A 22,836-nucleotide genomic window follows, 5' to 3' on the forward strand; every position below is an offset into this window, starting at 1 on the left:
GAGCCAACTTTAAGTATATCATTTTCATGCCTAGTTATCAGCTTGTTGGACCTGTTGCTGTTGCCGATATAGGTCGATTAACGCCAACGTTAACTGCTGAACCAAATCGTGATTACCGATTTGCTTGGCCGCCGTTAACTCAGCTTTTTTACTGTTGATTTGTTCCACCAGCGGCTGTTGATTCATGATCACGTTGACCAGATCTGCAATCTCTTCCTTGGAAGATTCACTGGCAACATCCATAAATTCCAAACTCGTGACGACGGGTTGTAACTCTGAATCCGTCATAAAATCCGTAAAGTTGCCCAAATCAAATTGATTATGCGTTTTAAAATAAGCCTCCGCATACACTAAGATTTGCTGATACGAATCATGAACAAAATGAAAACCGGCAATCGCCATCACACGTAACCAAACGTCATGATCATTCAACAAACGGTATAGTAATAACCGTTCCGCCTTCTCTACCCGACTCAACGGGCCACTGTTCGTACTGCCATCCACCGTTGCTGGAGGTGGCCCTAACGGCGCAGGGACTGGCGGGGGAGCCATTTGCTGTGTGTCCGAGCGACTACCACTGCGTCGAACGGCCTGCTGACCGACCAGTGATCGCAACTGTTGCTTCAAATCATCCTTATCAAGATCGAATTCCGCCACTAATTGGTTCAGATACAAATCCTGTTCGACACTGGACGACAATTGCGCTAATTGTTGTAAGACCGCCTGTAAATAAGTCAATTGATCAGGCGTATTTTGCAAATTCAAATCATGTTTTAAATACTGCATTTCAAAAGCAGTTGGCGTTTGCTTGCCGTCTTCAAATACTTGGACGAACTTCTCCTGCCCCTGAGCACGCAAATATTCGTCGGGATCCATCCCATCGGGCATCTGAATCACGCCTAAATTCAGTCGACTGTTACCACCTAGCAACTTCAGGGCGCGATCGGTCGCCTTTTGTCCCGGCATATCACTATCGTAACAGACGTACAGAGTGTCGGTAACGCGCTCAAGCATATAAATCTGCTCATCAGTCAAGCTCGTCCCCATTGATGCGACCCCGTTCTGAATACCAGAACGATATGCCGCAATCACATCCATAAAGCCTTCAAATAGTACCACCGATTTTTGTTGTCGAATGGGGCCCCGCGCTAAGTCAAAGTTAAAGAGCACCGAGCGTTTGTTAAACAGCTTCGTTTCCGGACTGTTCAAATACTTGGGTTCATTAGGCGATTTTTTGAGGATTCGGCCTGAGAAAGCAATCACCCGCCCACTCGCATCTTTAATCGGAAACAAGACCCGGTCAATGAAGCGATCACGTAAGTCACCTGATTGATTTTCAATAAACAGTCCCGACTGCCGTAGTAGTTGGTAGTCGGTCTGGTGCTCCTTGAAAAAATCCAATAAAAGCTGATTAGCCGGTGCATAACCGATTCCAAACGTTTTAATCGTCTCATCATCTAGTCCGCGCTCATGCAAGTACTTGAGCGCCGGTTCACCCAGTTCAGTATTCACTAAAATATGTTGATACATCTTAGCACTATCCGCGTACAGCTTTAACAGATCAGCTTGTTGCTGATCCTTAGGTGTGGCCGGTTGTGACTGAGCCGTATAGGTTGCCGGCAAGTCAATGTGTCCAAAATCGGCCACTTTGACGATTGCTTCCGGAAAAGACAAGTTTTCGAGATCCATAATGAAACTGAACACATTGCCCCCGCGGCCACAGCTGAAACAGTGAAAAATCTGTTTTTGCTCATTGACCGAAAAGGACGGCGTGCGTTCTTCGTGAAAGGGACACAGGCCAAATAAATTCTTACCAGCCTTCTTCAACTGAACATATTGTCCAATAAAATCCGCAATATTAACTGCTGAGCGGACTTGCTCAACCTTTTCTTCTGGAATTCGATTGGCCACTTTGCCACCCCATTTCTACTAACTAAAGTCTGACAAACCAACCAAATCATTGTCGCAATCAAAAGCCGCATCACAAAACTTGGATGCGACTTTGTGCGTGCAAACTTTTACAGAATACATATTACCACAAGTTTGACAGCAGTGCAATAATAAGTTGTCCTTATTAGACATATTTGTCAAATTCGTTTGTCATCAAGCTAAAAAAGAAGCCACAGCCTTTGCTGTAACTTCTCCTCATTATACACGGTACGCGCTTATTTAACGATTAATTGGTTCAAGTCACCCATCACATTAATCATTTGGGCAATCGTTAAGAGTTGTTTCAAGTGATTATCCCGCACCTTTTCATCCTTGCTCATAACCATCGTCTGTTCAAAATAATCGACGATCAATGGTCGCAAGGCGGCTAAGGCCTTGAACCGGTCATCCATACTCATTGCTGGGGTAAATTGCTTTTGCAATTCAAGAACAGCGTCATACAAATGTTGTTCCGCTTCATTTTCAAATAAGCTTGGGTCGACAGTCAAATCACCGGCATCCAGCTTAGCTTTCGCCGTGATCCGCAACAACCGGGTAAAGGCTTCAATCGTATCCTTGAACTGAGGATCATCTTGATGCGCATTCAGCACGTCGGCTGCTTTGAACATTTCACGGATATCCTGACGACTGCCTTTGATAACCGTATCGACAATATCATAGCGAATCTTACGATTATTGAACCACTGCTTGACGCGGTCCGTTAAGAAATCAGCAACTGGCGCCGTTTGCTTTTCAAAGTCCAAGTTGTACGTGGCATCATGGGCCACCAATTCTTTTTGAATATCGGCTTCGAGTTGACGAATTGGGAAGTCCCAACCTTGTTCCCGAACGATCCGTACGATACCAAATGCTTGGCGACGCAAGGCAAATGGATCATTGGACCCACTTGGGGTTAAGCCAACGGCGAAGAAACTCGTAATCGAATCCACCTTGTCAGCAATCGCTAACACCGCACCGACCTTTGACTTAGGTAAATCGCCATCAGCACTGATTGGCATATAGTGCTCGCGAATCGCTTGGCCGACGACTGGATCTTCGCCCTTCAAGACGGCATACTTGTCACCCATGACCCCTTGTAACTCAGGAAATTCACCAACCATGCCAGTAACCAAATCAAACTTATAAATTTGAGCGGCCCGGTGAAGTTGGTTCTTTTCAGTTTCAGTTAAGCCAAACTGATCGGCTAAGAAGGCACTGATAACCATGACTCGTTGCATCTTTTCATACATGGTCCCAATCTTATCGTGGAAACTAACCTTTTTAAGCCGTTCAACGTATTCTTGAATCGAATGTTGTTGATCTTCGTGGTAGAAGAAGGCCGCGTCTTCTAAGCGTGCTGTCAACACCTTCTGGTTACCCAAGGCCACGTTTTCTAAGTGTTCCGTATTCCCATTCCGCACTGAAACAAAGTGTGGCAATAAGTTATCTTCGGCATCGGTCACGTAGAAAAACCGCTGATGATCACGCATCGACGTAATCAAGACTTCGTCCGGGATCGTCAAGTACTTGGTATCAAAATCCCCCGCAAAAGCGGTTGGATATTCCACCAAGTTATTAACTTCTTCCAGCAAATCTTCATTAACTTTGATTTGCCAATCGCGTTCGTTCGCTAACGCCGCAATCTGTTCGCGGATCGTCGCTTTACGTTTAGCTGCATCCGCAACCACTTGAACACTAGCTAAGTCAGCTTCATAATCCATGGCAGTTGCAATCTCAACGTCATGGCCCAAGAACCGATGGCCACGAGAAATCCGATCAGCCGTCACGTCTAAGATTTGAACGGGAACGATTTCGTTATCTAATAATGATACGAGCCAGCGAATCGGCCGAACATACTTAAAACTGTACGTTGACCATTTCATCATCGTTGGGAAATTCATCTTGGTGATAACATCCTTAACGCCAGTTGCTAAAACTTCAGCTGCCGTTTTACCAGCCGTAAAAGTCTGGACAAAGACGTACGGGGTGCCCTTGATATCCTTAAAGACAATATCATCAGTCGAAGCCCCTTGACCTTTAGAGAACCCAATCGCCGCCTTCGTCCAGTTGCCATCCGCATCCTGGGCAATCTTTTTAGCCGGGCCGCGAACTTCTTTTTTTACATCCGCCTGCTTGTCAGCTAAGCCCAATACTTGGACCGTCAACCGACGTGGCGTTGAAAAAGTCTTAACATCTTCAAAATCAAGCCGCGCATCTTTCAGGAATTTGACCATTCGTTCCTTAAGTTGTAACACACTCGGTGTAACGACGTGGGCCGGCATTTCTTCCAAACCGATTTCAAGTAAATAAGTTTTCGCCATTATTTCGTCTCCTCCTGTGCATGTTTTAATAATGGGAAGCCACGTTTTTCACGTTGCGCCACAAATTCCTTAGCAATTGACTTCGCCATGTTCCGGATCCGGTCTAAATAACCAGCCCGTTCCGTTACTGAAACCATGCCGCGAGCATCCATCAAATTGAAGGTATGACTGCATTTAAGACAGTAGTCGTACGCTGGGTGAACTAAACCGTTCTTGATTTGCCGCTTAGCTTCCTTTTCGTATTCATCAAATAACATTAACAATAATTCTTCATTACTGTCTTCAAAGGCGTACTTAGAATTCTCAAATTCTGGTTCCAAGAAGATGTCACCATACTTCACACCATCGCCCCATTCAAGGTCGAATACGGAATTCACATCTTGAATATATGAAGACAGGCGTTCTAACCCATAGGTGATTTCAGAAGTGACCGGATCAACTTCGAGACCGCCAACCTGTTGGAAGTACGTGAATTGGCTGATTTCCATCCCGTCGAGCCAAACTTCCCAACCAACACCGGCACAACCCATTGATGGGTTTTCCCAGTTGTCTTCCACAAAACGGATATCATGTTCCAGTGGGTTGATGCCGAGTTGTTCAAGACTTTGCAAATATAAGTCCTGCACGTTTTCTGGTGAAGGTTTCATGACCACTTGGAATTGGTGATGTTGGTATAACCGATTGGGGTTCTCACCATAACGCCCATCAGCAGGCCGCCGTGATGGTTCAACATAGGCTGCATTCCATGGTTCGGGACCAATTGCTCGTAAAAATGTATAGGGGCTCATCGTTCCGGCCCCTTTTTCTGTATCGTAGGATTGCATTAACATACAACCCTGATCCGACCAAAACTTTTGCAAGGTTAAGATAATCTCTTGCACTGATAATTTTTTGCTCATTAGTATCCTCCCAAAATTAGTGACTGAACGGCTGATAACTTTGAAGCAGGAACCCGCTCAACCAACTTAATGGCAACAAAAAAGTCCCCTGTCGTCAACAATAACGACATAGGGACGATTGGTTTCGCGGTTCCACCCTACTTCTGAGTAACCTCAGCAGCTTAATTACATGGTCTTAAAGCTCCGAGAGCGCCAATTAACGACTTTGATTGACCGTTTCACACCATCACGATCTCACTGTAAATCAAAGGCCATCAACCTTCTCTCATCAACACTTAACTATTCAGTTCTTCATCATCATAGCTGATGCTTGTTCGTTTGTCAATCCTCATTCTTGCGTGGCGCCAGTGGTTGGTACCAACTACTCATCTGATCAATGAAACGTTTAGACTTCAATCGGACCCCCACTGAATTCTGATAAATTTCATCGAGAATTCGCCGTAACTCCGCCGCCGTCCGCGGTTTGACCTTAATGGAATGAACCTTGGCCAAGTCCAGCACCGAAAACTGGCGCAAATAAAAGATAGCCGCGGCACTAGCATGCAAGCGATGCGGATCTAAGTGCCAGTGTTGCTGGCAAAGTAAACCACCGTAACTTTCAGAATAATCCAGTGGTAAATCGGTACGGCCACATACCGTACACCAACGCAATTCCGGTGCAACGCCAAATGGTTGCAATAACTGAATCTCAACCACGTTAGCCACCAACGCGGGGGCCACGTCTTGATCAATCAGTTGTAGCGCGCTGGTCAATTGTTGGTACCACCGGCCTACCGGTTGATTATCAGGAAAAGCCACGTCAACCAAATTCATCACATACGTCGCGTAAGCATTCAGCGCGATATCTTGACTAATATGCTCAAGATATTGAACGGATTTGACGCTATTAATATACGACAGGCCTTGATCGCGTAAATCACCAACGTATTCCCCCATCGTGAACGGTAATAACTCTGCCGCCATCTTAAAGCCGCGCCGCCGCGCACCGCGAACAAAAAACATTTTCTTACCATACTCAGCGGTTAAAAACTTGATCAGCATGTCGCGCTCACGGTAATCGCGGCGAAAAAGCAAAATACCGTTAAAATTTGTGACCATTTGTTGGGCCATCTGAATCACCTAACGATTCTAATAGTCATCTTGCCGGTAGCCGTAGCTTGCCAACAAGTCTTGGCGGTCCTTCCAGTTTTCTTGGACCTTCACCCAGAGTTCAAGGTACACTTTATCCCCGAGTAAATGTTCAATATCACGCCGGGCTAGTGAGCCAATCTTCTTGAGCATACTGCCACCCTTACCAATGATAATCCCTTTTTGTGACGATCGTTCAATGATAATGGTCGCCTGAACATGAATTTTTTCTTCATCTTGCCGTTTGATCGAGTCAATCACGACGGCCGTTGAATGCGGCACTTCTTGGCGCGTCAATTCAAGGACCTTTTCACGAATCAGTTCAGAAATGATAAATCGTTCGGGATGGTCAGTGATTTGGTCAGACGGATAATACTGTGGGCCTTCTGGTAATTGCGCTTTCAAGGTCGCCAATAATTCATCAACGTTATTCCCTTCAAGCGCCGAAATTGGATAGACTTCCTTCCACGGTAATGCGTCCTTATACTGATCCATGATTTCTAGGAGATGGTCCGGGTGAACTTGGTCAATTTTATTAATCACCAAATAAATCGGTTGTTTGACCGTCTTAAGTCGGTCAATAATAAAATTATCACCAGCGCCACGCCGTTCATCAGCATTGATCATAAATAACACCGCATCCACTTCACCTAATGTCGACAAGGCCGACTTGACCATAAAGTCACCCAAGCGACTGTGCGGTTTGTGAATCCCGGGCGTATCAATAAAGACCATCTGGGTATCGCTCGTTGTATAGATACCTTGGATTCGATTCCGCGTCGTTTGGGCTTTATCTGACATAATTGCCACTTTTTGACCAACGACCCGGTTTAATAATGTTGATTTACCGACATTTGGACGACCAATAATCGCCACAAAGCCGGAATGAAATGCTTGTTGTTCTGCCATATTCAATTCCTTTCAATCTTGCCCACCGGTTGACCAATCATTAGCCTAACCAGTCGACAACGAAGTTCCAAATTTTGGGTGCAAACAATATTAACCCGACCAAAACTGCAAATGCTGCGGCAAACACGACTGCGCCAGCTGCAATATCCTTGATCTTTTTAGCTAATGGACTGAAGTTGGGCCCTGTCACCATGTCGGACAGGTTTTCGGCAATCGTATTGTTAATTTCACATAGCATGACCAAAAAAATAGCTAATGCCAGCCATAGCCATTCGTTAACGTTTAGGTGGACCCACCAGCCAGCAATCAAGGCTACCGCCCCCAGTGCAAGGTGGGTTCGCATATTACGTTCTTCAATCACCACCGTCTTAAGGCCATTCCAAGCATGCAGCCAAGATTGCCAAAAGGAGTGATTCTTGCCGACCTGAAGTCGATCAGGCCTATTTTTCGAGGCCATAGGCGTCCAGAATCTGGCGTTGTAGCGTAAACATTTCGGTTTCATCTGCTGGCTGAAGATGATCATACCCATTCAAATGTAAAAAGCCGTGAACGACCAAGTAGCCGAGCTCACGTGCCTCTGAATGTTGCAAAAAGGCAGCTTGTTCGCTTACTTTATCAACTGAAATCATAATATCACCAAGATTTAGCGGCATTTCTGCTGCCATCTCAGGATCCATCACAATCAGATCGTCCTCATCATCATCGTGCATCGCGAAACTAATGACATCCGTTGGCCGATCTACCCCCCGATATTGTTCATTAATTTTTTGAATCGCATCATTGTTCATTAAAGTCACGGAAACTTCCGTGTCGTCTCGTAACTTCAATGTCTTCCCGGCTAGCGCGATTAGATCCTGAATTAGTTGCAATTGTTCAGGCTGCGCGCCCGCCGTTGTTTGATCATATAATTCTAAATCCATGAGTGCCCCCTAGCGTTGTTCCACACGGTCGTAAGCCGTAATAATCTTGGCAACGACCGGATTTCTAACCACATCATCCGCTGTAAACTTAACGAACGCAATATTAGGAATACCACCTAAGATCTGTTCAGCTTGAATTAAACCGCTCTTAGTGTGGTGTGGTAAGTCGATTTGGGAAATGTCACCATTAACGATCATTTTGGCGCCAAAGCCCAGGCGGGTCAGAAACATCTTCATCTGGGCATTCGTCGTGTTCTGTGCTTCGTCTAAAATGACAAAGGCGTGATCAAGCGTCCGGCCCCGCATATAAGCTAGCGGTGCAATTTCGATGATGCCCCGATCCATTAGGCGCTGCGTATGTTCTGCACCATAAATATCGTACAAGGCGTCATAAATCGGCCGCAAATATGGGTCGACCTTTTCCTTCAAGTCACCCGGTAGAAAACCGAGACTCTCACCGGCTTCAACTGCCGGCCGCGTCAAGATCAGTTTTTCAACATCACCACGTTTTAAGGCAGCAATCGCCATCACAACGGCGAGATACGTCTTCCCGGTCCCCGCTGGGCCAATTCCAAACGTAATGTCACTTTTAGCAACGGCTTGCACGTACTGCCGTTGCCCAAAATTTTTGACCCGAATGGGCCGTCCACGATTATCCTTGATTAAAGTCTCAGAATAGAGGTCTTTGAAATAAGCTAGCGTACCGCGGTTCACCATCTTAATGGCGCTAATCACATCGGGCGCACCAATTTGAATACCTTGTTTAATTAAACTCGTTAAATTATCTAGTACTGCTTGCGTATTATGAACAGCCGCTTCGTCATCACTACTGATCGTCATCTGATCTCCAAACACGTGCAGTTGAACGTGAAGACCGTCCTCTAGTAAGGCTAAATGAGCGTCTTCTGGTCCTAACAGTGCGACTGATTGGGCTGGATCAGCAATGAGAAATTTTTGTTCATATTTTGAGTTTTCGGTCAAAAACATGGACTCCTTTATTGACAGATTTAATCACCATTAGCTGGCAATGTCACCCGCAATTAGCGTGATAACCACGCCGATTTCAGCAGGTATTTGTTAGTTAATCATAGCATAAAAGCCCCTTAGGAACCAGTACAAGGACGCTCCGAGTGCCATTCACCAATCCATTCCACCGGCCACACTTAATTAACGAACCAACTTTTCAAATTGTCACCTAATTTCCGTAAACAATTGTTATTAGTGGAAACGGTAGCACAAAAGAGCACGGAACAAAAAGGCGGTCTGCTCGCAAGCAACCTTGGGGCGCACTTTTCGATAATGGTAATATTGATAGCAAAATTATGCCCAAAATAAAAAACCGGAGAAAGTATTCTCCGGTTAACCGTTAATTCAATAATGATTTAACTGTTTGGTTGATCAGCTTGCCATCTGCCTGACCTTTAAGTTTTGGCATCACTGCCCCCATCACCTTACCAAAGTCACCTTTACCAGTGGCTCCGATTTGTTGAATGGTGTCAGCAACAATTTGTTGAACTTCTTCGTCCGACAATTGTTTTGGCATATACTGCTCAACAATTGCAATTTCTGCTTTAACGCCGTCAACTAAATCTTGACGACCCGCATTTTCGAATTCACTTAATGATTCGCGCCGTTGCTTCAGTTCACGTGAAAGCACGCTCACTTCTTCTTCAGCCGTTAAATCATGGCCCGCATTAATTTGTTCATTCATTACCGCGGACTTAAGCATCCGTATAACGCTGAGGGTTTGCTTATCGCGCGCCTTCATCGCAGCTTTTAGATCACCATTGAGTGTATCAATTAAACTCATTGGTTTTCCCTCCTCGTTAGGTCATTAGTAATCAATACTAATTACTTGAAACGACGACGGTTCTTACGCTTACGTGCTGCTTCAGATTTTAACTTCTTCTTCACACTTGGTTTTTCGTAGAATTCCCGTTTGCGGTATTCTTGTAAAGTACCACTTTTTGAAACGGTACGTTTAAAGCGACGAAGAGCATCATCAAGAGATTCGTTTTTACGAACGACTGTTTTTGCCATGTTAAATTCCCTCCCTCCGAGCTCAAAAAGTAACCGTTAAATTATGCGTACTTACACATAACGCAACTGTTCTAGTAAATTATACATAAATTGAAAAAGGCCGTCAACCAAAGTTTACAATTTCCTTAAAATAAATCGTTAAGAGCAACGCCAGCTCGGACAGTAAATCGTTTTCATCGCCCGCTAGCTATGCTACACTAAGGGTATTATCGAACCGAAATGAGGTTATTACATGTCAGCAATTAAAGTCTTTATTTTATCCGATTCCATTGGTGAGACAGCACACAACGTGGCCTTAGCTGCCGCTGCTCAATTTTCCGACTATGACATTCGCTATCAACGGTTTCCATTCGTGCGGACAGATTCACTACTCCAGACCGTCTTAACTCAGGCCCTCAAGGAACACGCCGCCATCTTTCACACGTTCGTTGATCGTCGGCTCAGCCAAATCGTTAATCAGTTTTGTGTCGCCCATGAATTACCTTATTATGACGTAATTACACCGGCACTCGATACGTTCTCCCAAATTACGCACGTTCAACCGTCCAATCATCCTGGAACCGTTCATGCCTTGAATACCAACTATTTTGATCGGATTAACGCGATCGAATTTGCGGTCACTTACGATGATGGCAAGAACCCCAGTGGCTTTTTAGAAGCCGATGTTGTCTTACTGGGAGTCTCACGAACTTCTAAGACCCCCTTATCACTTTACTTGGCCAATCGCAATCTAAAGGTCGCTAACTTACCACTGGTTCCTCAAGCCCAGATTCCTGATGAAATCTGGAAAGTTGACCCCAAAAAGATTTTCGGCCTAACTAACGATCCTGAAAAGTTGAACGATATTCGTCGACAACGGATGGTCCAATATGGGCTCAATCCCGATACCATGTATTCCAACACGGATAAAATTAAAGCAGAACTTGAATATGCTGACAAGATTTTCAAAAAAATAGGTTGCTTAGTTATCAATGTCGCTAATAAATCAATTGAAGAAACGGCCACTTTGATTACCGAAAGCTTAAATACCGATGAGTCAGACAATCATTAAGCGGTGCACCTATCAGTTAAGCACTTTACCTGAGCCTATTTTTCATTAAAAGCGCGTTACGACTAATTAAACTCGTAACGCGCTTTGTCATCTTCTTAACTTGTGAGGTTTAACGTTTCCAGCAGCTCAAGCTAATTCGACACCCCCATCAACATGCAATACTTGTCCCGTCACAAACTGATTTTGCATCAGATAGAGATAAGCTGTCGCCACTTCCGCTGGTGTCGCCACACGTTTCAATGGATTACCATCGCTTACTTCAGCTGTTTGAGTCGCTAACTGCTCAGCAGATAATTGCCGCCACAATCCGGTTGGCGTCCAAGTTGGTGCAACCGCATTAACACGGTAATTTGGCGCCAACTCAACGGCGAGGCCAGCAACCATCGTATTAATTGCTTGATTGCCAATGATGGCCCCAGAAGCGTTATCCGGCCGACCACCCGCACCTGAAGTAAAAATTAGCGAACCGTGCTGGTTAAGATGTCGGCTAGCAATCTGCGCTAGTTGAAGATTAGCAAAAAATTTAGCTTCAACTGTCTGTCGTATCGCTGCTACCGAGTTATCAAGAAATCCGCCACCCATGGCGCCACCTAGCATCGAAATAACATGATCGAAACCAGCGTTACTTTCAAAAAAGGCGGTCAACTGTTCCTTATTTTGCGCCTCTAACGCCGTTCCCATTAGACGATCCGGGGCTCCTAATTTTTTTACTGCAACTGCGACATGCGCAGTCGTACGACCAATAATATGAACACGGGCGCCGTGTTGTAACGCCTGGCGCGTAATTTCCATGCCAAAACCTGAAGTACCGCCGACTACTAATATCCGTTGTTCAAATTGCATTTTTAACTTCCTCCTTAAAACAAAAAACGACAACCGGCTTGCGATCATCGTTCAATTCTTATTAACTACTGTTGTTCAATATCTGCAATCAGATGGTCATTAAACCGGCCAGCGCGCAACATGGCAATCTCGTACTTGTATGGCGGCAACTGGTGTTTCTTATCAGCCCCGACGTATGGCGTTTCTAAAATCTTACTGATATCCGGTAGCTGAGGATGGTGCGCGACCGCATTCAAGGCGTCAAAACCAATTGTTCCCATACCGATATTGGTATGACGATCTTTATGCGCACCTTGCGGATTTTTCGAGTCATTGAGATGAATCACTTTCAAGCGGTCCAGCCCAATCACGTGGTCAAATTCATTCAGAACCCCATCAAAATCATCTTTAATGGCATAGCCGGCATCACTCGTATGACAAGTATCAAAGGTAACGGATAACTTTTCATTGTGAGTCACACCGTCAATCATTTGTGCGAGCTCTTCAAACGTCCGCCCAACTTCAGTCCCCTTACCAGCCATCGTTTCTAACGCAATTTGAACATGCTGTTCTGGTCGGATAACCGTATTCAAACCCTTAATGATTTGTGCGATGGCCACATCCGCCCCAGCACCAATATGGGCACCGGGATGTAGTGTCAATTGCGTCGCACCAACCGCGTCTGCCCGCTGGATTTCTTGATATAGAAATTCCGTTGCAAATTCAAAGTAACCCGGTTTTTTCGTATTGCCCAAGTTAATAATGTACGGCGCATGCACCACAATCTGACGAAGATCGTTGGCTTCAATTACTGGTTGTGCTTCGGCAATTTTAAGTTCGTCAATCGGTTTACGCCGCGTATTTTGCGGCGCTCCCGTATAAATCATAAACGTATTGGCGCCATAGCTAGCTGCCTCATTGGCTGAGCCTAGCAACATGTCAGGCGCTTTCATCGAAACATGTGATCCTAGTCTAAGCATTATTGATCCATCCTTTTCTCAAATTGGCTAATTCTGATCATAACAAGGATTAGCGCTATTTTCTTTACGATACCAAACAATCATTGCACCAGCTGAAATATCTCAACTAGTTTCAGTTTCAATCGCCTGTGGATAAAAGTACGCCAAGGTCCGCTCAATCGCGTGACCATCATTACGCGTATTCCACAGCTGATTAAACCGGACCAGTTGTAACGACGTCGCTGGCATTGCCAAGACTTGGTTCAACGCCGCCATCGTCATCACGAATGGCCCCGGCGCCCAATCCTTAAAGTCCGCTTGGAGGCCCACCTCACGTTTATAGTGGTCCCAATCAAATACATAGAAAACAATCTTTTGACAATTTGGTAATAACGCGTAGTCAAATACAACCGACGAATAATCACTGATCAATGTATTGGCAACCGTCAATAATTCATCCGTACTAAATTCGGGGACTAACGTCACTTGATCTGGGTAACGAGCCTGCAAGTCACGTTCCTGATCAGCCAAATGCGGATGTAATTTGATCACCAAACGTTGATCTGGTCGTAACTTTAATTGGTCAAAATCTGCTGGTAGTGTCAATTGAACACCGGCCCGGTACGTTGGCGCGTACAAAATAACTTCCTGTTGTTTAAATTCCGGGTATTTTTGATAAATGGCGGTCGTCGTTCGCGTCACCCAGCCAGACTCACAATACCGATCCGAACGTGGGTAGCCCAAAACACGCATGCGTGTTTTGGGAACGTGGTAACTCGCCGCAAAAATCGTTCCCATCTTATCGGAACCAACCACGTAATCAGTAATCTGATCATAAACAGCTTGGAATCGGCGGCGATCATCTGCGGGACGCTGAGCCGTCTGCGGATCGCCCCAACCAAATGTTTTGACCGCCCCAGCAGCATGCCAAAGTTGAATTAACCGCTGTGACGATCGTCGCGTCAGGCCGGCAGTAAAGCCATAATAATTATCAATATAGATATCCGTTGCCCGTGTGATGGCGGGGACCCCCGTCAATGCAAATCGAATAGAATCATGAAACGGCTGCGTTGCAATTCCAATTTGTGTCAGTTGGGCAGCGCCTTTGCTGGCACTTGGCAAATAATACACGGTCAAGCGTCCAGGGATTCGTTGATTCAATTGCCGAATAAAGTCCAAATTATCTGCAAAACTCATGAGATAAATGACCCGATCGGTTGTTCTAAAGTGTGCCAACCACGATATGACCCGCACAAGCCAGACATAAATTGTTTTTTTCACACTGGCCATCCTTTCATTTTGTCATTAATTACTAATTTTTCATGCTATCAGTCACTAACACAATGCTTGTATTATATACCAGATTCCCAGGCTTCGGCTAGTCGGGACACAGTTAATAGTACTAACTAATGGCGTCCGGCCAAACTAGAGCATCTACAAAAAAGTGTTTGCAAACGCCACGGTTTGCAAACACCATTTATCATATCAACCCAGTCAAGGCTTTGGCTCATAGAAATGCCCGAGGATCTTGACTGTATCCGAAATACTGACGAAAGCGTGGGGATCGGATTCCGCCATGGCCGCCTTCAACTCGCTCATTTCGTAACGCGTGATAACCGTGAATAAAATCGTCTTGTCATCATGTTGATAAGCGCCTTCAGCGTTGTGGACGATGGTCACACCACGGCGAATCCGATTTTGAACACTGTCAATCACCGTCTTCGGGCGACTCGTAATAATCATGACTTGCATCTTCTGCTGACGCGTATACGTCATATCCATGACCCGACCATTCACAAATAAACCGAGTGCGGAATAAAATGCATACGGCCAGCCATAGACGAAACCGGCCGCAATCACAATGATCGAATTAAAGGCCATGTTGATCGTCCCAATACTTCGCCCCGTTTTACGGCGTAACACAATCCCGATAATATCAAGACCACCAGTTGAAATACCATTCTTCAGGGCCGTTCCGGTTCCAAAACCATTAACTGCCCCCCCGAAAATCGCACAAATAATAGGGTCATGGGTTAAACCGACTGGGGCAATCAGTTTAATCATAATACTAGATAATGTAACCGCCAAGAACGTATACAAGGTGAACTTATGTCCGATGGCACGCCACGCAATAATGAACATGGGCACGTTCAAAATAAACAGTAACGCCGCTGTTGAAATTTGGACTGGCAGAAACTTGCTCATTAAACTATTGATCAATTGAGCTAACCCGGTAATCCCTGATGAATAAATATGCCCAGGGGTCCAGAAATAGTTCATGGCAATCGAAACTAAGATGGCGTAAATAAATGCAGTTGACGCTTTGACGACATCACGATGGTGTTTGGATAACTGCTGAAAATCATCCATGAATTAAGTGTGCTCCTTTACGTTTTTGCTTTCGTTATTGTAACACGCCTATCTACAAACAGCCGGTCTTTTGCAGTTTTCTGCTAAAAGTCTCACGTTTCTCAGCAAAATCCCATTAATTAGTGCGGCCGAACCAATCTTATATTCAATCTACCTTTGTTTATCATGATCACCTGTTCTTAATATCAATACTTGATGGGCCCTAATCTACCTTAGGCGTATCCGCCCACTGTTCAGCGATAAAATCAGCGCGGCCACCCGCTTCCTGTTCCGCATACACGACCGGATTATTCTTATAGAAACGCTGATGACGCGCTTCAGCCGGATAAAATGGTTGCACGTCTTCAATTGCTGTGACGATTGGCTGGGCAAATCGTTCACTAGCTTGTAACGCACGTTTGGAAGCTTCAGCGACTTGGCGTTGTTGTGGGCCATCAACAAATATGACCGGCCGATAGTTATCACCACGATCTTGAAATTGGCCCATTGCATCAGTAGGATCCGTCTGATGCCAATAAATGTTAACTAATTCTGCGTAACTAATAATTTGGGGATCAAACGTAATCTTGACCGCTTCAGTATGGCCAGTCGTATGTGCTTTAACTTCTTCATACGTTGGGTTTTTCGTGTGGCCACCGGTATAACCTGAAACGACACTATTGATGCCTGGTTGGCTATCAAAGGGTTGAACCATGCACCAAAAGCATCCACCCGCAAAAATTGCTGTTTCCATGAGAATTCCTCCAATTAAATATTAATATAAATCTAACACTAATTAAAAAGAACGTCCATTCCTGGGCGTCCTTAATCACTTTATTCGGTTGGTTCATCATCCGTTACCGGATTAGTAATATTCAAATCTAAATCAGCCAGTTGCTGGTCAGAAACTCGCGATGGTGCATTCGTCATTGGCTCAGATGCCTTAGAATTCTTAGGGAAGGCAATCACTTCACGAATGTTGTCGTTACCTGATAATAACATTGCGAACCGGTCTAACCCGATGGCTAAGCCACCATGAGGCGGAAAGCCCATATCAAGCGCATCTAACAAGAACCCAAATTGTTCTTGGGCTCGTTCCTTAGTGAAGTCCAATGCTTTGAACATCTTTTCTTGTAATTCGCGGGTATGGATCCGGATCGACCCACCCCCGAGTTCATAACCATTCAAAATGATATCATACGACTGGGCATGGGCTTTGTGGGGATCTTCGCCATCATTCAAATAGTGCACATCTTCTTCGTTGGGCATCGTAAATGGATGGTGGGCTGGGACCCAACGTTCAATACCTTCGTCATATTCGAACAATGGCCAGTCAACGACCCATAGGTAAGCGTATTGATCTTGATCAATCAAGTCAAGTTCCTTAGCAATCGTCGTCCGTAAGTAACCCAGCGTGTCAGAAACTACTTTGAAACTGTCGGCGGCAAACAATAATAAGTCGCCTGGTTTAGCAGCAGCAGCACTCGTAATGGCTTCAAAGTCACCATCGTTCTTGAAGAATTTTGCAACGGGACCACTAAAGCCGTCGTCAGTGACTTTCATCCAGGCTAAGCCCTTAGCACCAAACCGTTTAACGTATTCCGTGTACGCATCGATTTGCTTTCTAGAGTATTGATCAGCACCACCGGGAACCGCAATCGCCTTGACCATGCCACCATTAGCAAGTGCATTATCAAAGACTTTAAAACCAGCGTTAGAAACGGCCGCGCCCATGTCTTTGAGCTCCATACCAAAGCGCACATCCGGCTTTTCAGAACCAAAACGGTCCATAGCTTCTTGCCAAGTCATTCGGGTGAACGGCGTCTTGATGTCGACACCCTTGACGTCCTTCATGACTTGCTTAATCAAGCCTTCGGTATAAGACTGAATTTCTTCAGCCGTTAAGAAAGACGTTTCCATATCGATCTGAGTAAATTCAGGCTGCCGATCCCCTCGCAAATCTTCATCACGGAAACAGCGCGCAATTTGATAGTAGCGATCAAAACCGGCGCCCATCAATAATTGCTTAAAGAGTTGGGGTGATTGTGGTAATGCGTAAAAATGCCCTTGATAGACCCGTGAAGGCACTAGGTAATCCCGGGCCCCTTCTGGCGTCGACTTCGTTAAGAACGGCGTTTCAATATCATAGAACCCGTTGGCATCAAAATAGCTATGAACTGCTTGAGTGATGCCATTACGAATTTTCAATCCGCGTTGCATTTCTGGCCGCCGCAAGTCCAAGTAACGGTACTTCAAGCGCAATTCATCTGATACGTTAATGTCATCTTGAATATAAAATGGCGGGGTTTTCGCCTTATTTAAGATTTTGGCATCGTGAATTTCAACTTCAACTTTACCAGTCTTCATGCGGTCGTTAATGGCGTCAGCATTCCGATTAACAACGGTCCCTTGCACTTCAATGACGTATTCGCCTCGTAACTGATCCGCTACCGCCAAAGCATCCGCTGAAAATTCCTGACTAAAGACTAATTGCACAATTCCTTCACGGTCCCGTAAATCAATAAAAATCAAACTCCCCAGGTCGCGGCGTTTTTGTACCCAACCTTGTAAAGTGACCGTTTGGCCTAAATAATCCTCATTGATGAGACCCGCATATGTGGTCCGTTTCATAAACGCTTCCTCCTTATAAATCGGCAAACTTGCCGTTCACACTACTTATCTAAAACTTGATGAGCATCTTGATAGATATCCGCCATCGCAACCTTGGTTTCTTCACCCGTCGCCATCGCTTTCAAGTTAACGACCTGATCAGCCAGTTCGGTTTCGCCCACCGTCATCGTGTAACGGGCATTCAAGCGATCAGCACTCTTGAACTGAGCTTTAGGCTTGCGATCCAAGTAATCCCGTTCGGCCTTATAACCGGCTGCCCGTAATGCCTGTACCAGCTTCAAAGTCGTAGCACTAGCAGTGTCGCCAATTCCCACAACATAGACGTCCAACTGATCATCAGTTGGTACCGCAATGTTTTCGGCATCCATCAACACTAATAGTCGTTCAACGCCCAAGCCAAAGCCGACACCCGAAACTTCAGGACCACCTAATTCCTTAACCAATCCGTTGTAACGACCCCCAGCACAGATCGTCGTATAGCCCTTGCCTAACGCTTTTGAGTGGGTCATAATTTCAAAAATCGTATGATTATAATAATCTAATCCCCGGACCATCGTGGCATCAATCTCATACGGAATTGCTAACGCATCTAAATACGTCTTAGTTTGATCAAAATGCGCTTGAGCTTCCGGAGACAAGTAATCTAAAATTGATGGCGCATCGGCCACAAATTGTTGATCTTCCGGTGCCTTACTATCTAAAACCCGCAATGGATTCTTGTGTAACCGTTCCTTGGAGTCATCACTCAGTTCATCAAAGTGTGGTTCCAAATAATCGATCAGGGCTTGGCGGTAATCATCACGCGTTTGTTGATCACCCAACGTGTTGATGACCAGCTTCAAATCAGTCAGGCCAAAGGTTTTAAGCAGGTTATAGCCCATCGCGATTACTTCGACGTCTAGGGCGGCACTTTCACTACCAAAAGCTTCCACGCCTAATTGGTGGAACTCACGTAACCGACCTGATTGGGGCCGTTCATAACGGAACATTGGTCCCATGTAATAAACCTTGTATGGTTTGAGAACTTGCGGTCCGTATAATTTATTCTCAACGAACGCCCGCACAACCCCGGCAGTGCCTTCTGGGCGGAGCGTAATGTGTCGGTCACCCTTGTCATGAAAATCATACATCTCTTTCGTCACAATATCAGATGTATCCCCCGCGGAACGTGAGAAGACTTCGAAGTTTTCAAACATTGGCGTCCGAATTTCTTTGAATTGATAAGTCTTGAAGACGGCACGGGCCGTTGCTTCAACGTATTGCCACTTTTCACTATCGCCAGGCAAAATGTCGGCGGTGCCTTTAGGCCGTTGATATCTCATTAATATTTCCTCCTTGATTGCAATCGACAAAAAAAGCGCCCTTGATTATTTACCAAGGGCGCTGTTAGCGCGGTACCACCTTTATGAGTACTAATTGATAACGTCTGTAATCACAGGCGGAACGCTGCCGTTCACCTCAAAAGCGTCTCCTCATTGTTCACTATCCGGAATTCTCAGCACTACCGGTCTCTGGTTATAGTGGCGCACAATGCTCTTACTTTCTCTGCGGTCGATTGATTAATATATGGTTAAAGTTACACGAAAATCACTTAAAAGTCAACGATTCTAGTTAAAATTATCCCAAGTTTTCGTCGCTTGGGCATTTTTTTGGTATACTATTTGCAGCACTTTAAATTGTAATTATCTTAAATTTAGTTGGTGACAAAGTATGCAAGTTTTAAAACAATTTTGGCGTCAAATCACCGTTATGCTTATTTTCATTGGCTTGGTGATTGGTTTTGTGGTGCTACTAGTGACTAATAACACAGCCACCGTTAACATCGCCAACGTCAATATCCGTAGCGGCCCTGGCATGAGCTATGCCATTGAAGACGCAACGTCTAAGGGTACCAAGGTCCATATCATGAAACGTAAGAATAACTGGCTATACGTTCGTTATGCGGATCATAAGTTTGGCTGGATTGCCAGTTGGTTGGTCAACGAACATAACAGTCAGTTAACCAAAACCACTAAGATCTCTGAGGCCACCATCGTCTTGGACCCTGGACACGGTGGTTCTGATTCCGGAGCGCTCTCCAGCAAGGGCAAGATGGAAAAAACGTACACGCTACGGGTAGCCAAAGCAGTGGCTAAAAAGCTCCGCGCAGCTGGTGCCCACGTCGTCTTGACCCGTGATAGTGATAAATATGTGGGGCTGAGTGCGCGACCAGCGATAGCAAATAAGCTGCATGCGGACGCCTTTATCAGTTTCCACTTTGATAGTTCACCAGAAAAGAACACGGCTTCTGGAATTACGACTTATTACTATCATAAATCAACTTCACTAGCACTCGCCAAGGCGTTGAACAATAACGTCTCGACCTTGCCAATTCCTAGTAAGGGAACTGACTTCGGTGACTTCTTAGTTATTCGTGATAATTCGCGGCCGGCCGTCTTGATGGAACTGGGCTACATTAATGATAAGTCCGACTTCAAGACCATCAGCTCAAAAAAATATCCACAAGAAGTGGCCCATGCCGTCTACGCGGGATTAAGCACCTACTTTGCTAACCAATAGCAACATCGTGAAGGACACCATGCATCTGGAAGTGGTCGTCACCCAATTACTTGGATGGCGACCACTTTTTGTTGCTTAATTTCAACCTAAGCGCTTGAGCATACGTCAACTGAAGGTACTCGCGCAGTCACCTCACTATTAGGCCTTCTAATTGTTAATAGCAATTAATTGCGTTACAGTGATGACAACGATATTCAGCATTACTTTAGGAGGGGTCATGATGCACTTAACAGAAGCTTGGTTCACACAACTACCATTAACTGGCATTGAGCAAATATTGCCAGTTAGTGGTGGCGATATCAACGCTGCTTTTCGGATTGTCACACGTCACCACCAATATTTTTTAAAAGTCCAGCCGCACAACAACGTCACCTTTTTTGACCATGAAGTTGCAGGATTGCAGCTACTCGGTGCAGTGATCAAGACACCAACTGTTATTGCCAGTGGCACGATTGCAACTGATGGGTACTTATTGCTGGATTGGTTAACAACTGGGACCGGCAGTCAGTCTGCCCTTGGTAAAGCCGTAGCAACGGTCCACCAACAACATCAAACCCACTTCGGCCTCGACCACGATTTCACTGCTGGCAAACTGCCTAAGCTTAATCACTGGCAATCTGATTGGGCGACTTTTTATACCCAACAGCGCTTAGATGTATTAGTCAACTTGGCAAAGGAACACCATTTATGGTCACAGACACGTGATGAGCATTATCACCGATTGCGGCAACAACTTCTACAAGATCCTCACATGCATACCGTGCAACCAAGTCTCCTTCACGGTGATTTATGGTCAGGTAATTACTTATTCGACACCGCCGGCACACCCTTTTTGATCGATCCCGACGTCTTTTATGGTGATCGTGAAATGGATCTCGCAATGACGACACTCTTTGGCGGCTTTGACGCTGACTTTTATCAGGGATATCAAGCAATCTACCCGTTTGCTCCCGGCATGCAAGCCCGACTACCAAGTTATCAACTTTACTATCTGCTAGCTCACCTGAACCTCTTTGGTGAGCCATACGGAGCGGCTGTCGATCGTATCCTGATGCAATATTAGCTAAAGAGCCCCGGCACCAGCAGTCTCAATTGAGCGCACTGGTGCCGGGGCTTTTTAACAACCTGCTAGATACAATCACTAATTATATTAGGATTATCAGCATCTTAACTAACCGACCAACGTTAATAAGTCATTTAAATCTGTCACTTGAACCTCGGGCGAACTAGTCACCTCGATCAGCTGATCAATATCAAATAAATAACCAGCAATATCAGCATTGTGACCCGCCTCAATATCCAAGTTACGGTCACCAACCATAACGGCTTGTTGTCGATCAACATGGTGCTTATCTAATAAATAATTTAAGGCCGCTGGATCTGGTTTGCGTGGAAACGGCTGGTCGGCAGTGACTGCGTCCGTAAAATAGTGATCAAGGCCGGCTTGGACCAAATAGGTCTGGGCACTTTCGTCACGATGCGTCATTAAATAGTTATGACCACCGACTGCGACTACTTTTGCAAGCACCGCCTTGGCTCCCGTAAAAGCGGCCGGTGCTTGTTGCAATTGTGGCTCCCAACGTTGATAGCCTGCCCGCAAAGCTTGCCAATCCCAGCCATTTTGCGCTGCTATCGTTTTTTCTGCATAACCAACCGACTGTTGTCGCATTAGCCGGTAAGTCGCTTCAGCCGTTATTGTTCCACCTAACTCAGCCACCGCTTGTTGAAAAGCTTGGACCATGGCTGGATAAGTATCTAGCAAGGTCCCGTCAAGATCCCATAAAAACTCGCGCATCTCATTCACTCCTATTATTAATTGTGGTATACAAAAAGCTGAAAGTACCAGATTGGCCTTTCAGCTTTAGCTCAACGTTGATCAGTGTCATAGCAAATCGTGACCGGGCCATCATTAACTAGGGATACTTGCATATCAGCACCAAATTCACCAGTCGCAACGGTCACCCCACTAGCCGCGAGTTGCCGATTAAATGTATCGTACAACTTGCTAGCTAACTCAGGACTTCCCGCATCCGTAAAGCTTGGCCGATTGCCATGACGCGTATCTGCATATAACGTAAACTGCGATATCGACAAGATGGCACCACCAACTTGCTGAATATTCAAATTCATTTTGCCAGCTGCGTCACTAAAAACGCGGAGATTCAAAATCTTATGTGTAACGTAGTCTAATTCGGCCTGGCCGTCGCCGTCTTGAAAACCGACCAGCAAGACGAAACCATGGTCGATTGCACCTTGAACATTACCATCAATACTTACTTGTGCCTGCTGTGCTCGCTGAACAATGACTCGCATAAAGAC

The 22,836-nt window shown here is 45.4% G+C and carries 22 protein-coding genes; 3 read left to right on the plus strand and 19 right to left on the minus strand.

From position 1 onward, the window contains the following. Positions 1-30: 30 nt before the first annotated feature. The 10 genes from dnaG to rpsU all read right to left on the minus strand — a co-directional run bounded on the left by dnaG (position 31) and on the right by rpsU (position 10,146). Positions 31-1,911: a DNA primase gene (gene dnaG, locus LP667_RS08110; RefSeq protein WP_021730853.1), complete on the minus strand. Its 1,881-nt coding sequence runs from the start codon at positions 1,909-1,911 to the stop codon at positions 31-33. Between the two features lie 254 nt (positions 1,912-2,165). Continuing rightward, positions 2,166-4,250: a glycine--tRNA ligase subunit beta gene (glyS, locus tag LP667_RS08115; protein ID WP_021730852.1), complete on the minus strand. Its 2,085-nt coding sequence runs from the start codon at positions 4,248-4,250 to the stop codon at positions 2,166-2,168. Further along, positions 4,250-5,149 carry a glycine--tRNA ligase subunit alpha gene (gene glyQ / locus LP667_RS08120; protein WP_021730851.1) on the minus strand — a complete coding sequence of 300 codons (900 nt, stop codon included), beginning with the start codon at positions 5,147-5,149 and terminating at the stop codon, positions 4,250-4,252. Before glyQ ends, glyS begins: the two co-directional genes overlap by 1 nt. A 321-nt stretch (positions 5,150-5,470) precedes the next feature. Further along, complete coding sequence (recO, locus tag LP667_RS08125) at positions 5,471-6,247, minus strand: DNA repair protein RecO (RefSeq protein WP_080235621.1); 777 nt, start codon at positions 6,245-6,247, stop codon at positions 5,471-5,473. A gap of 30 nt (positions 6,248-6,277) precedes the next feature. Next, the gene (gene era, locus LP667_RS08130) at positions 6,278-7,186 is read right to left on the minus strand and encodes a GTPase Era (RefSeq protein WP_021730849.1); all 909 of its coding nucleotides are present in this window, start codon (positions 7,184-7,186) and stop codon (positions 6,278-6,280) included. Positions 7,187-7,226: 40 nt separating this feature from the next. After that, the gene (locus LP667_RS08135) at positions 7,227-7,643 is read right to left on the minus strand and encodes a diacylglycerol kinase family protein (RefSeq protein ID WP_033609329.1); all 417 of its coding nucleotides are present in this window, start codon (positions 7,641-7,643) and stop codon (positions 7,227-7,229) included. Then, positions 7,627-8,106, minus strand: a complete 480-nt coding sequence (gene ybeY / locus LP667_RS08140; protein ID WP_021730847.1) for an rRNA maturation RNase YbeY — start codon at positions 8,104-8,106, stop codon at positions 7,627-7,629. The genes LP667_RS08135 and ybeY overlap by 17 nt, the downstream gene beginning before the upstream one ends. A 9-nt stretch (positions 8,107-8,115) precedes the next feature. After that, the gene (locus tag LP667_RS08145; protein WP_021730846.1) at positions 8,116-9,093 is read right to left on the minus strand and encodes a PhoH family protein; all 978 of its coding nucleotides are present in this window, start codon (positions 9,091-9,093) and stop codon (positions 8,116-8,118) included. A 379-nt stretch (positions 9,094-9,472) separates the two neighbouring features. Beyond that, positions 9,473-9,916 (minus strand): GatB/YqeY domain-containing protein, encoded by a 444-nt coding sequence (locus LP667_RS08150; RefSeq protein ID WP_021730845.1) that lies wholly within the window; start codon positions 9,914-9,916, stop codon positions 9,473-9,475. A 41-nt stretch (positions 9,917-9,957) separates the two neighbouring features. Continuing rightward, a complete protein-coding gene (gene rpsU, locus LP667_RS08155) occupies positions 9,958-10,146 on the minus strand; it encodes a 30S ribosomal protein S21 (RefSeq protein ID WP_003638914.1) in 189 nt (62 codons plus the stop codon). 232 nt (positions 10,147-10,378) lie between these two features. On the opposite strand from rpsU, the gene LP667_RS08160 reads away from it, so the two are divergent. Continuing rightward, positions 10,379-11,197 carry a pyruvate, water dikinase regulatory protein gene (locus LP667_RS08160; RefSeq protein ID WP_021730844.1) on the plus strand — a complete coding sequence of 273 codons (819 nt, stop codon included), beginning with the start codon at positions 10,379-10,381 and terminating at the stop codon, positions 11,195-11,197. Between the two features lie 126 nt (positions 11,198-11,323). Here the strand turns inward: LP667_RS08160 and LP667_RS08165 are convergent, their stop codons facing one another. The 7 genes from LP667_RS08165 to hisS form a co-directional block, all read right to left on the minus strand. Continuing rightward, a complete protein-coding gene (locus LP667_RS08165) occupies positions 11,324-12,040 on the minus strand; it encodes an SDR family oxidoreductase (RefSeq protein ID WP_021730843.1) in 717 nt (238 codons plus the stop codon). A gap of 65 nt (positions 12,041-12,105) precedes the next feature. Further along, on the minus strand, positions 12,106-12,999 hold the full coding sequence (locus LP667_RS08170; protein WP_033609328.1) for a deoxyribonuclease IV: 894 nt from the start codon (positions 12,997-12,999) through the stop codon (positions 12,106-12,108). A 102-nt stretch (positions 13,000-13,101) separates the two neighbouring features. Then, positions 13,102-14,268 carry a CDP-glycerol glycerophosphotransferase family protein gene (locus LP667_RS08175; RefSeq protein WP_033609327.1) on the minus strand — a complete coding sequence of 389 codons (1,167 nt, stop codon included), beginning with the start codon at positions 14,266-14,268 and terminating at the stop codon, positions 13,102-13,104. 204 nt (positions 14,269-14,472) lie between these two features. Then, the gene (locus tag LP667_RS08180) at positions 14,473-15,348 is read right to left on the minus strand and encodes a YitT family protein (RefSeq protein ID WP_021730840.1); all 876 of its coding nucleotides are present in this window, start codon (positions 15,346-15,348) and stop codon (positions 14,473-14,475) included. A gap of 202 nt (positions 15,349-15,550) precedes the next feature. Continuing rightward, on the minus strand, positions 15,551-16,081 hold the full coding sequence (gene msrA / locus LP667_RS08185) for a peptide-methionine (S)-S-oxide reductase MsrA (protein ID WP_021730839.1): 531 nt from the start codon (positions 16,079-16,081) through the stop codon (positions 15,551-15,553). Between the two features lie 80 nt (positions 16,082-16,161). Beyond that, positions 16,162-17,958 (minus strand): aspartate--tRNA ligase, encoded by a 1,797-nt coding sequence (gene aspS, locus LP667_RS08190; protein WP_021730838.1) that lies wholly within the window; start codon positions 17,956-17,958, stop codon positions 16,162-16,164. A 41-nt stretch (positions 17,959-17,999) separates the two neighbouring features. Beyond that, entirely contained in the window at positions 18,000-19,280 is a 1,281-nt protein-coding gene (gene hisS / locus LP667_RS08195; RefSeq protein ID WP_003640691.1) for a histidine--tRNA ligase, read from the minus strand. 388 nt (positions 19,281-19,668) lie between these two features. On the opposite strand from hisS, the gene LP667_RS08200 reads away from it, so the two are divergent. Then, positions 19,669-20,517, plus strand: coding sequence for an N-acetylmuramoyl-L-alanine amidase family protein (locus LP667_RS08200; protein ID WP_021730837.1), 849 nt, complete (start codon positions 19,669-19,671; stop codon positions 20,515-20,517). Between the two features lie 220 nt (positions 20,518-20,737). Next, entirely contained in the window at positions 20,738-21,580 is an 843-nt protein-coding gene (locus LP667_RS08205; protein WP_033609326.1) for a fructosamine kinase family protein, read from the plus strand. Between the two features lie 108 nt (positions 21,581-21,688). Here LP667_RS08205 and LP667_RS08210 read toward each other — a convergent pair whose 3' ends face one another. Together LP667_RS08210 and dtd are read right to left on the minus strand one after the other, a co-directional pair. After that, complete coding sequence (locus tag LP667_RS08210; protein ID WP_021730835.1) at positions 21,689-22,312, minus strand: HAD family hydrolase; 624 nt, start codon at positions 22,310-22,312, stop codon at positions 21,689-21,691. A 71-nt stretch (positions 22,313-22,383) separates the two neighbouring features. Further along, entirely contained in the window at positions 22,384-22,830 is a 447-nt protein-coding gene (dtd, locus tag LP667_RS08215) for a D-aminoacyl-tRNA deacylase (RefSeq protein ID WP_021730834.1), read from the minus strand. Positions 22,831-22,836: the final 6 nt, after the last annotated feature.

Source organism: Lactiplantibacillus paraplantarum, from assembly GCF_003641145.1.
Classification (GTDB): Bacteria; Bacillota; Bacilli; order Lactobacillales; family Lactobacillaceae; genus Lactiplantibacillus; species Lactiplantibacillus paraplantarum.

Coding starts and splice junctions, on each gene's coding strand:
- LP667_RS08160 (WP_021730844.1), top strand. CDS start 10,379: ATGTCAGCAATTAAAGTCTTTATTTTATCCGATTCCATTGGTGAGACA.
- ybeY (WP_021730847.1), bottom strand. CDS start 8,106: ATGGATTTAGAATTATATGATCAAACAACGGCGGGCGCGCAGCCTGAA.
- glyS (WP_021730852.1), bottom strand. CDS start 4,250: ATGGCGAAAACTTATTTACTTGAAATCGGTTTGGAAGAAATGCCGGCC.
- LP667_RS08150 (WP_021730845.1), bottom strand. CDS start 9,916: ATGAGTTTAATTGATACACTCAATGGTGATCTAAAAGCTGCGATGAAG.
- recO (WP_080235621.1), bottom strand. CDS start 6,247: ATGGTCACAAATTTTAACGGTATTTTGCTTTTTCGCCGCGATTACCGT.
- LP667_RS08200 (WP_021730837.1), top strand. CDS start 19,669: ATGCAAGTTTTAAAACAATTTTGGCGTCAAATCACCGTTATGCTTATT.
- LP667_RS08145 (WP_021730846.1), bottom strand. CDS start 9,093: ATGTTTTTGACCGAAAACTCAAAATATGAACAAAAATTTCTCATTGCT.
- rpsU (WP_003638914.1), bottom strand. CDS start 10,146: ATGGCAAAAACAGTCGTTCGTAAAAACGAATCTCTTGATGATGCTCTT.
- hisS (WP_003640691.1), bottom strand. CDS start 19,280: ATGAGATATCAACGGCCTAAAGGCACCGCCGACATTTTGCCTGGCGAT.
- msrA (WP_021730839.1), bottom strand. CDS start 16,081: ATGGAAACAGCAATTTTTGCGGGTGGATGCTTTTGGTGCATGGTTCAA.
- LP667_RS08135 (WP_033609329.1), bottom strand. CDS start 7,643: ATGGCCTCGAAAAATAGGCCTGATCGACTTCAGGTCGGCAAGAATCAC.
- LP667_RS08170 (WP_033609328.1), bottom strand. CDS start 12,999: ATGCTTAGACTAGGATCACATGTTTCGATGAAAGCGCCTGACATGTTG.
- glyQ (WP_021730851.1), bottom strand. CDS start 5,149: ATGAGCAAAAAATTATCAGTGCAAGAGATTATCTTAACCTTGCAAAAG.
- era (WP_021730849.1), bottom strand. CDS start 7,186: ATGGCAGAACAACAAGCATTTCATTCCGGCTTTGTGGCGATTATTGGT.
- LP667_RS08175 (WP_033609327.1), bottom strand. CDS start 14,268: ATGGCCAGTGTGAAAAAAACAATTTATGTCTGGCTTGTGCGGGTCATA.
- LP667_RS08205 (WP_033609326.1), top strand. CDS start 20,738: ATGCACTTAACAGAAGCTTGGTTCACACAACTACCATTAACTGGCATT.
- LP667_RS08165 (WP_021730843.1), bottom strand. CDS start 12,040: ATGCAATTTGAACAACGGATATTAGTAGTCGGCGGTACTTCAGGTTTT.
- LP667_RS08180 (WP_021730840.1), bottom strand. CDS start 15,348: ATGGATGATTTTCAGCAGTTATCCAAACACCATCGTGATGTCGTCAAA.
- aspS (WP_021730838.1), bottom strand. CDS start 17,958: ATGAAACGGACCACATATGCGGGTCTCATCAATGAGGATTATTTAGGC.
- LP667_RS08210 (WP_021730835.1), bottom strand. CDS start 22,312: ATGCGCGAGTTTTTATGGGATCTTGACGGGACCTTGCTAGATACTTAT.
- dtd (WP_021730834.1), bottom strand. CDS start 22,830: ATGCGAGTCATTGTTCAGCGAGCACAGCAGGCACAAGTAAGTATTGAT.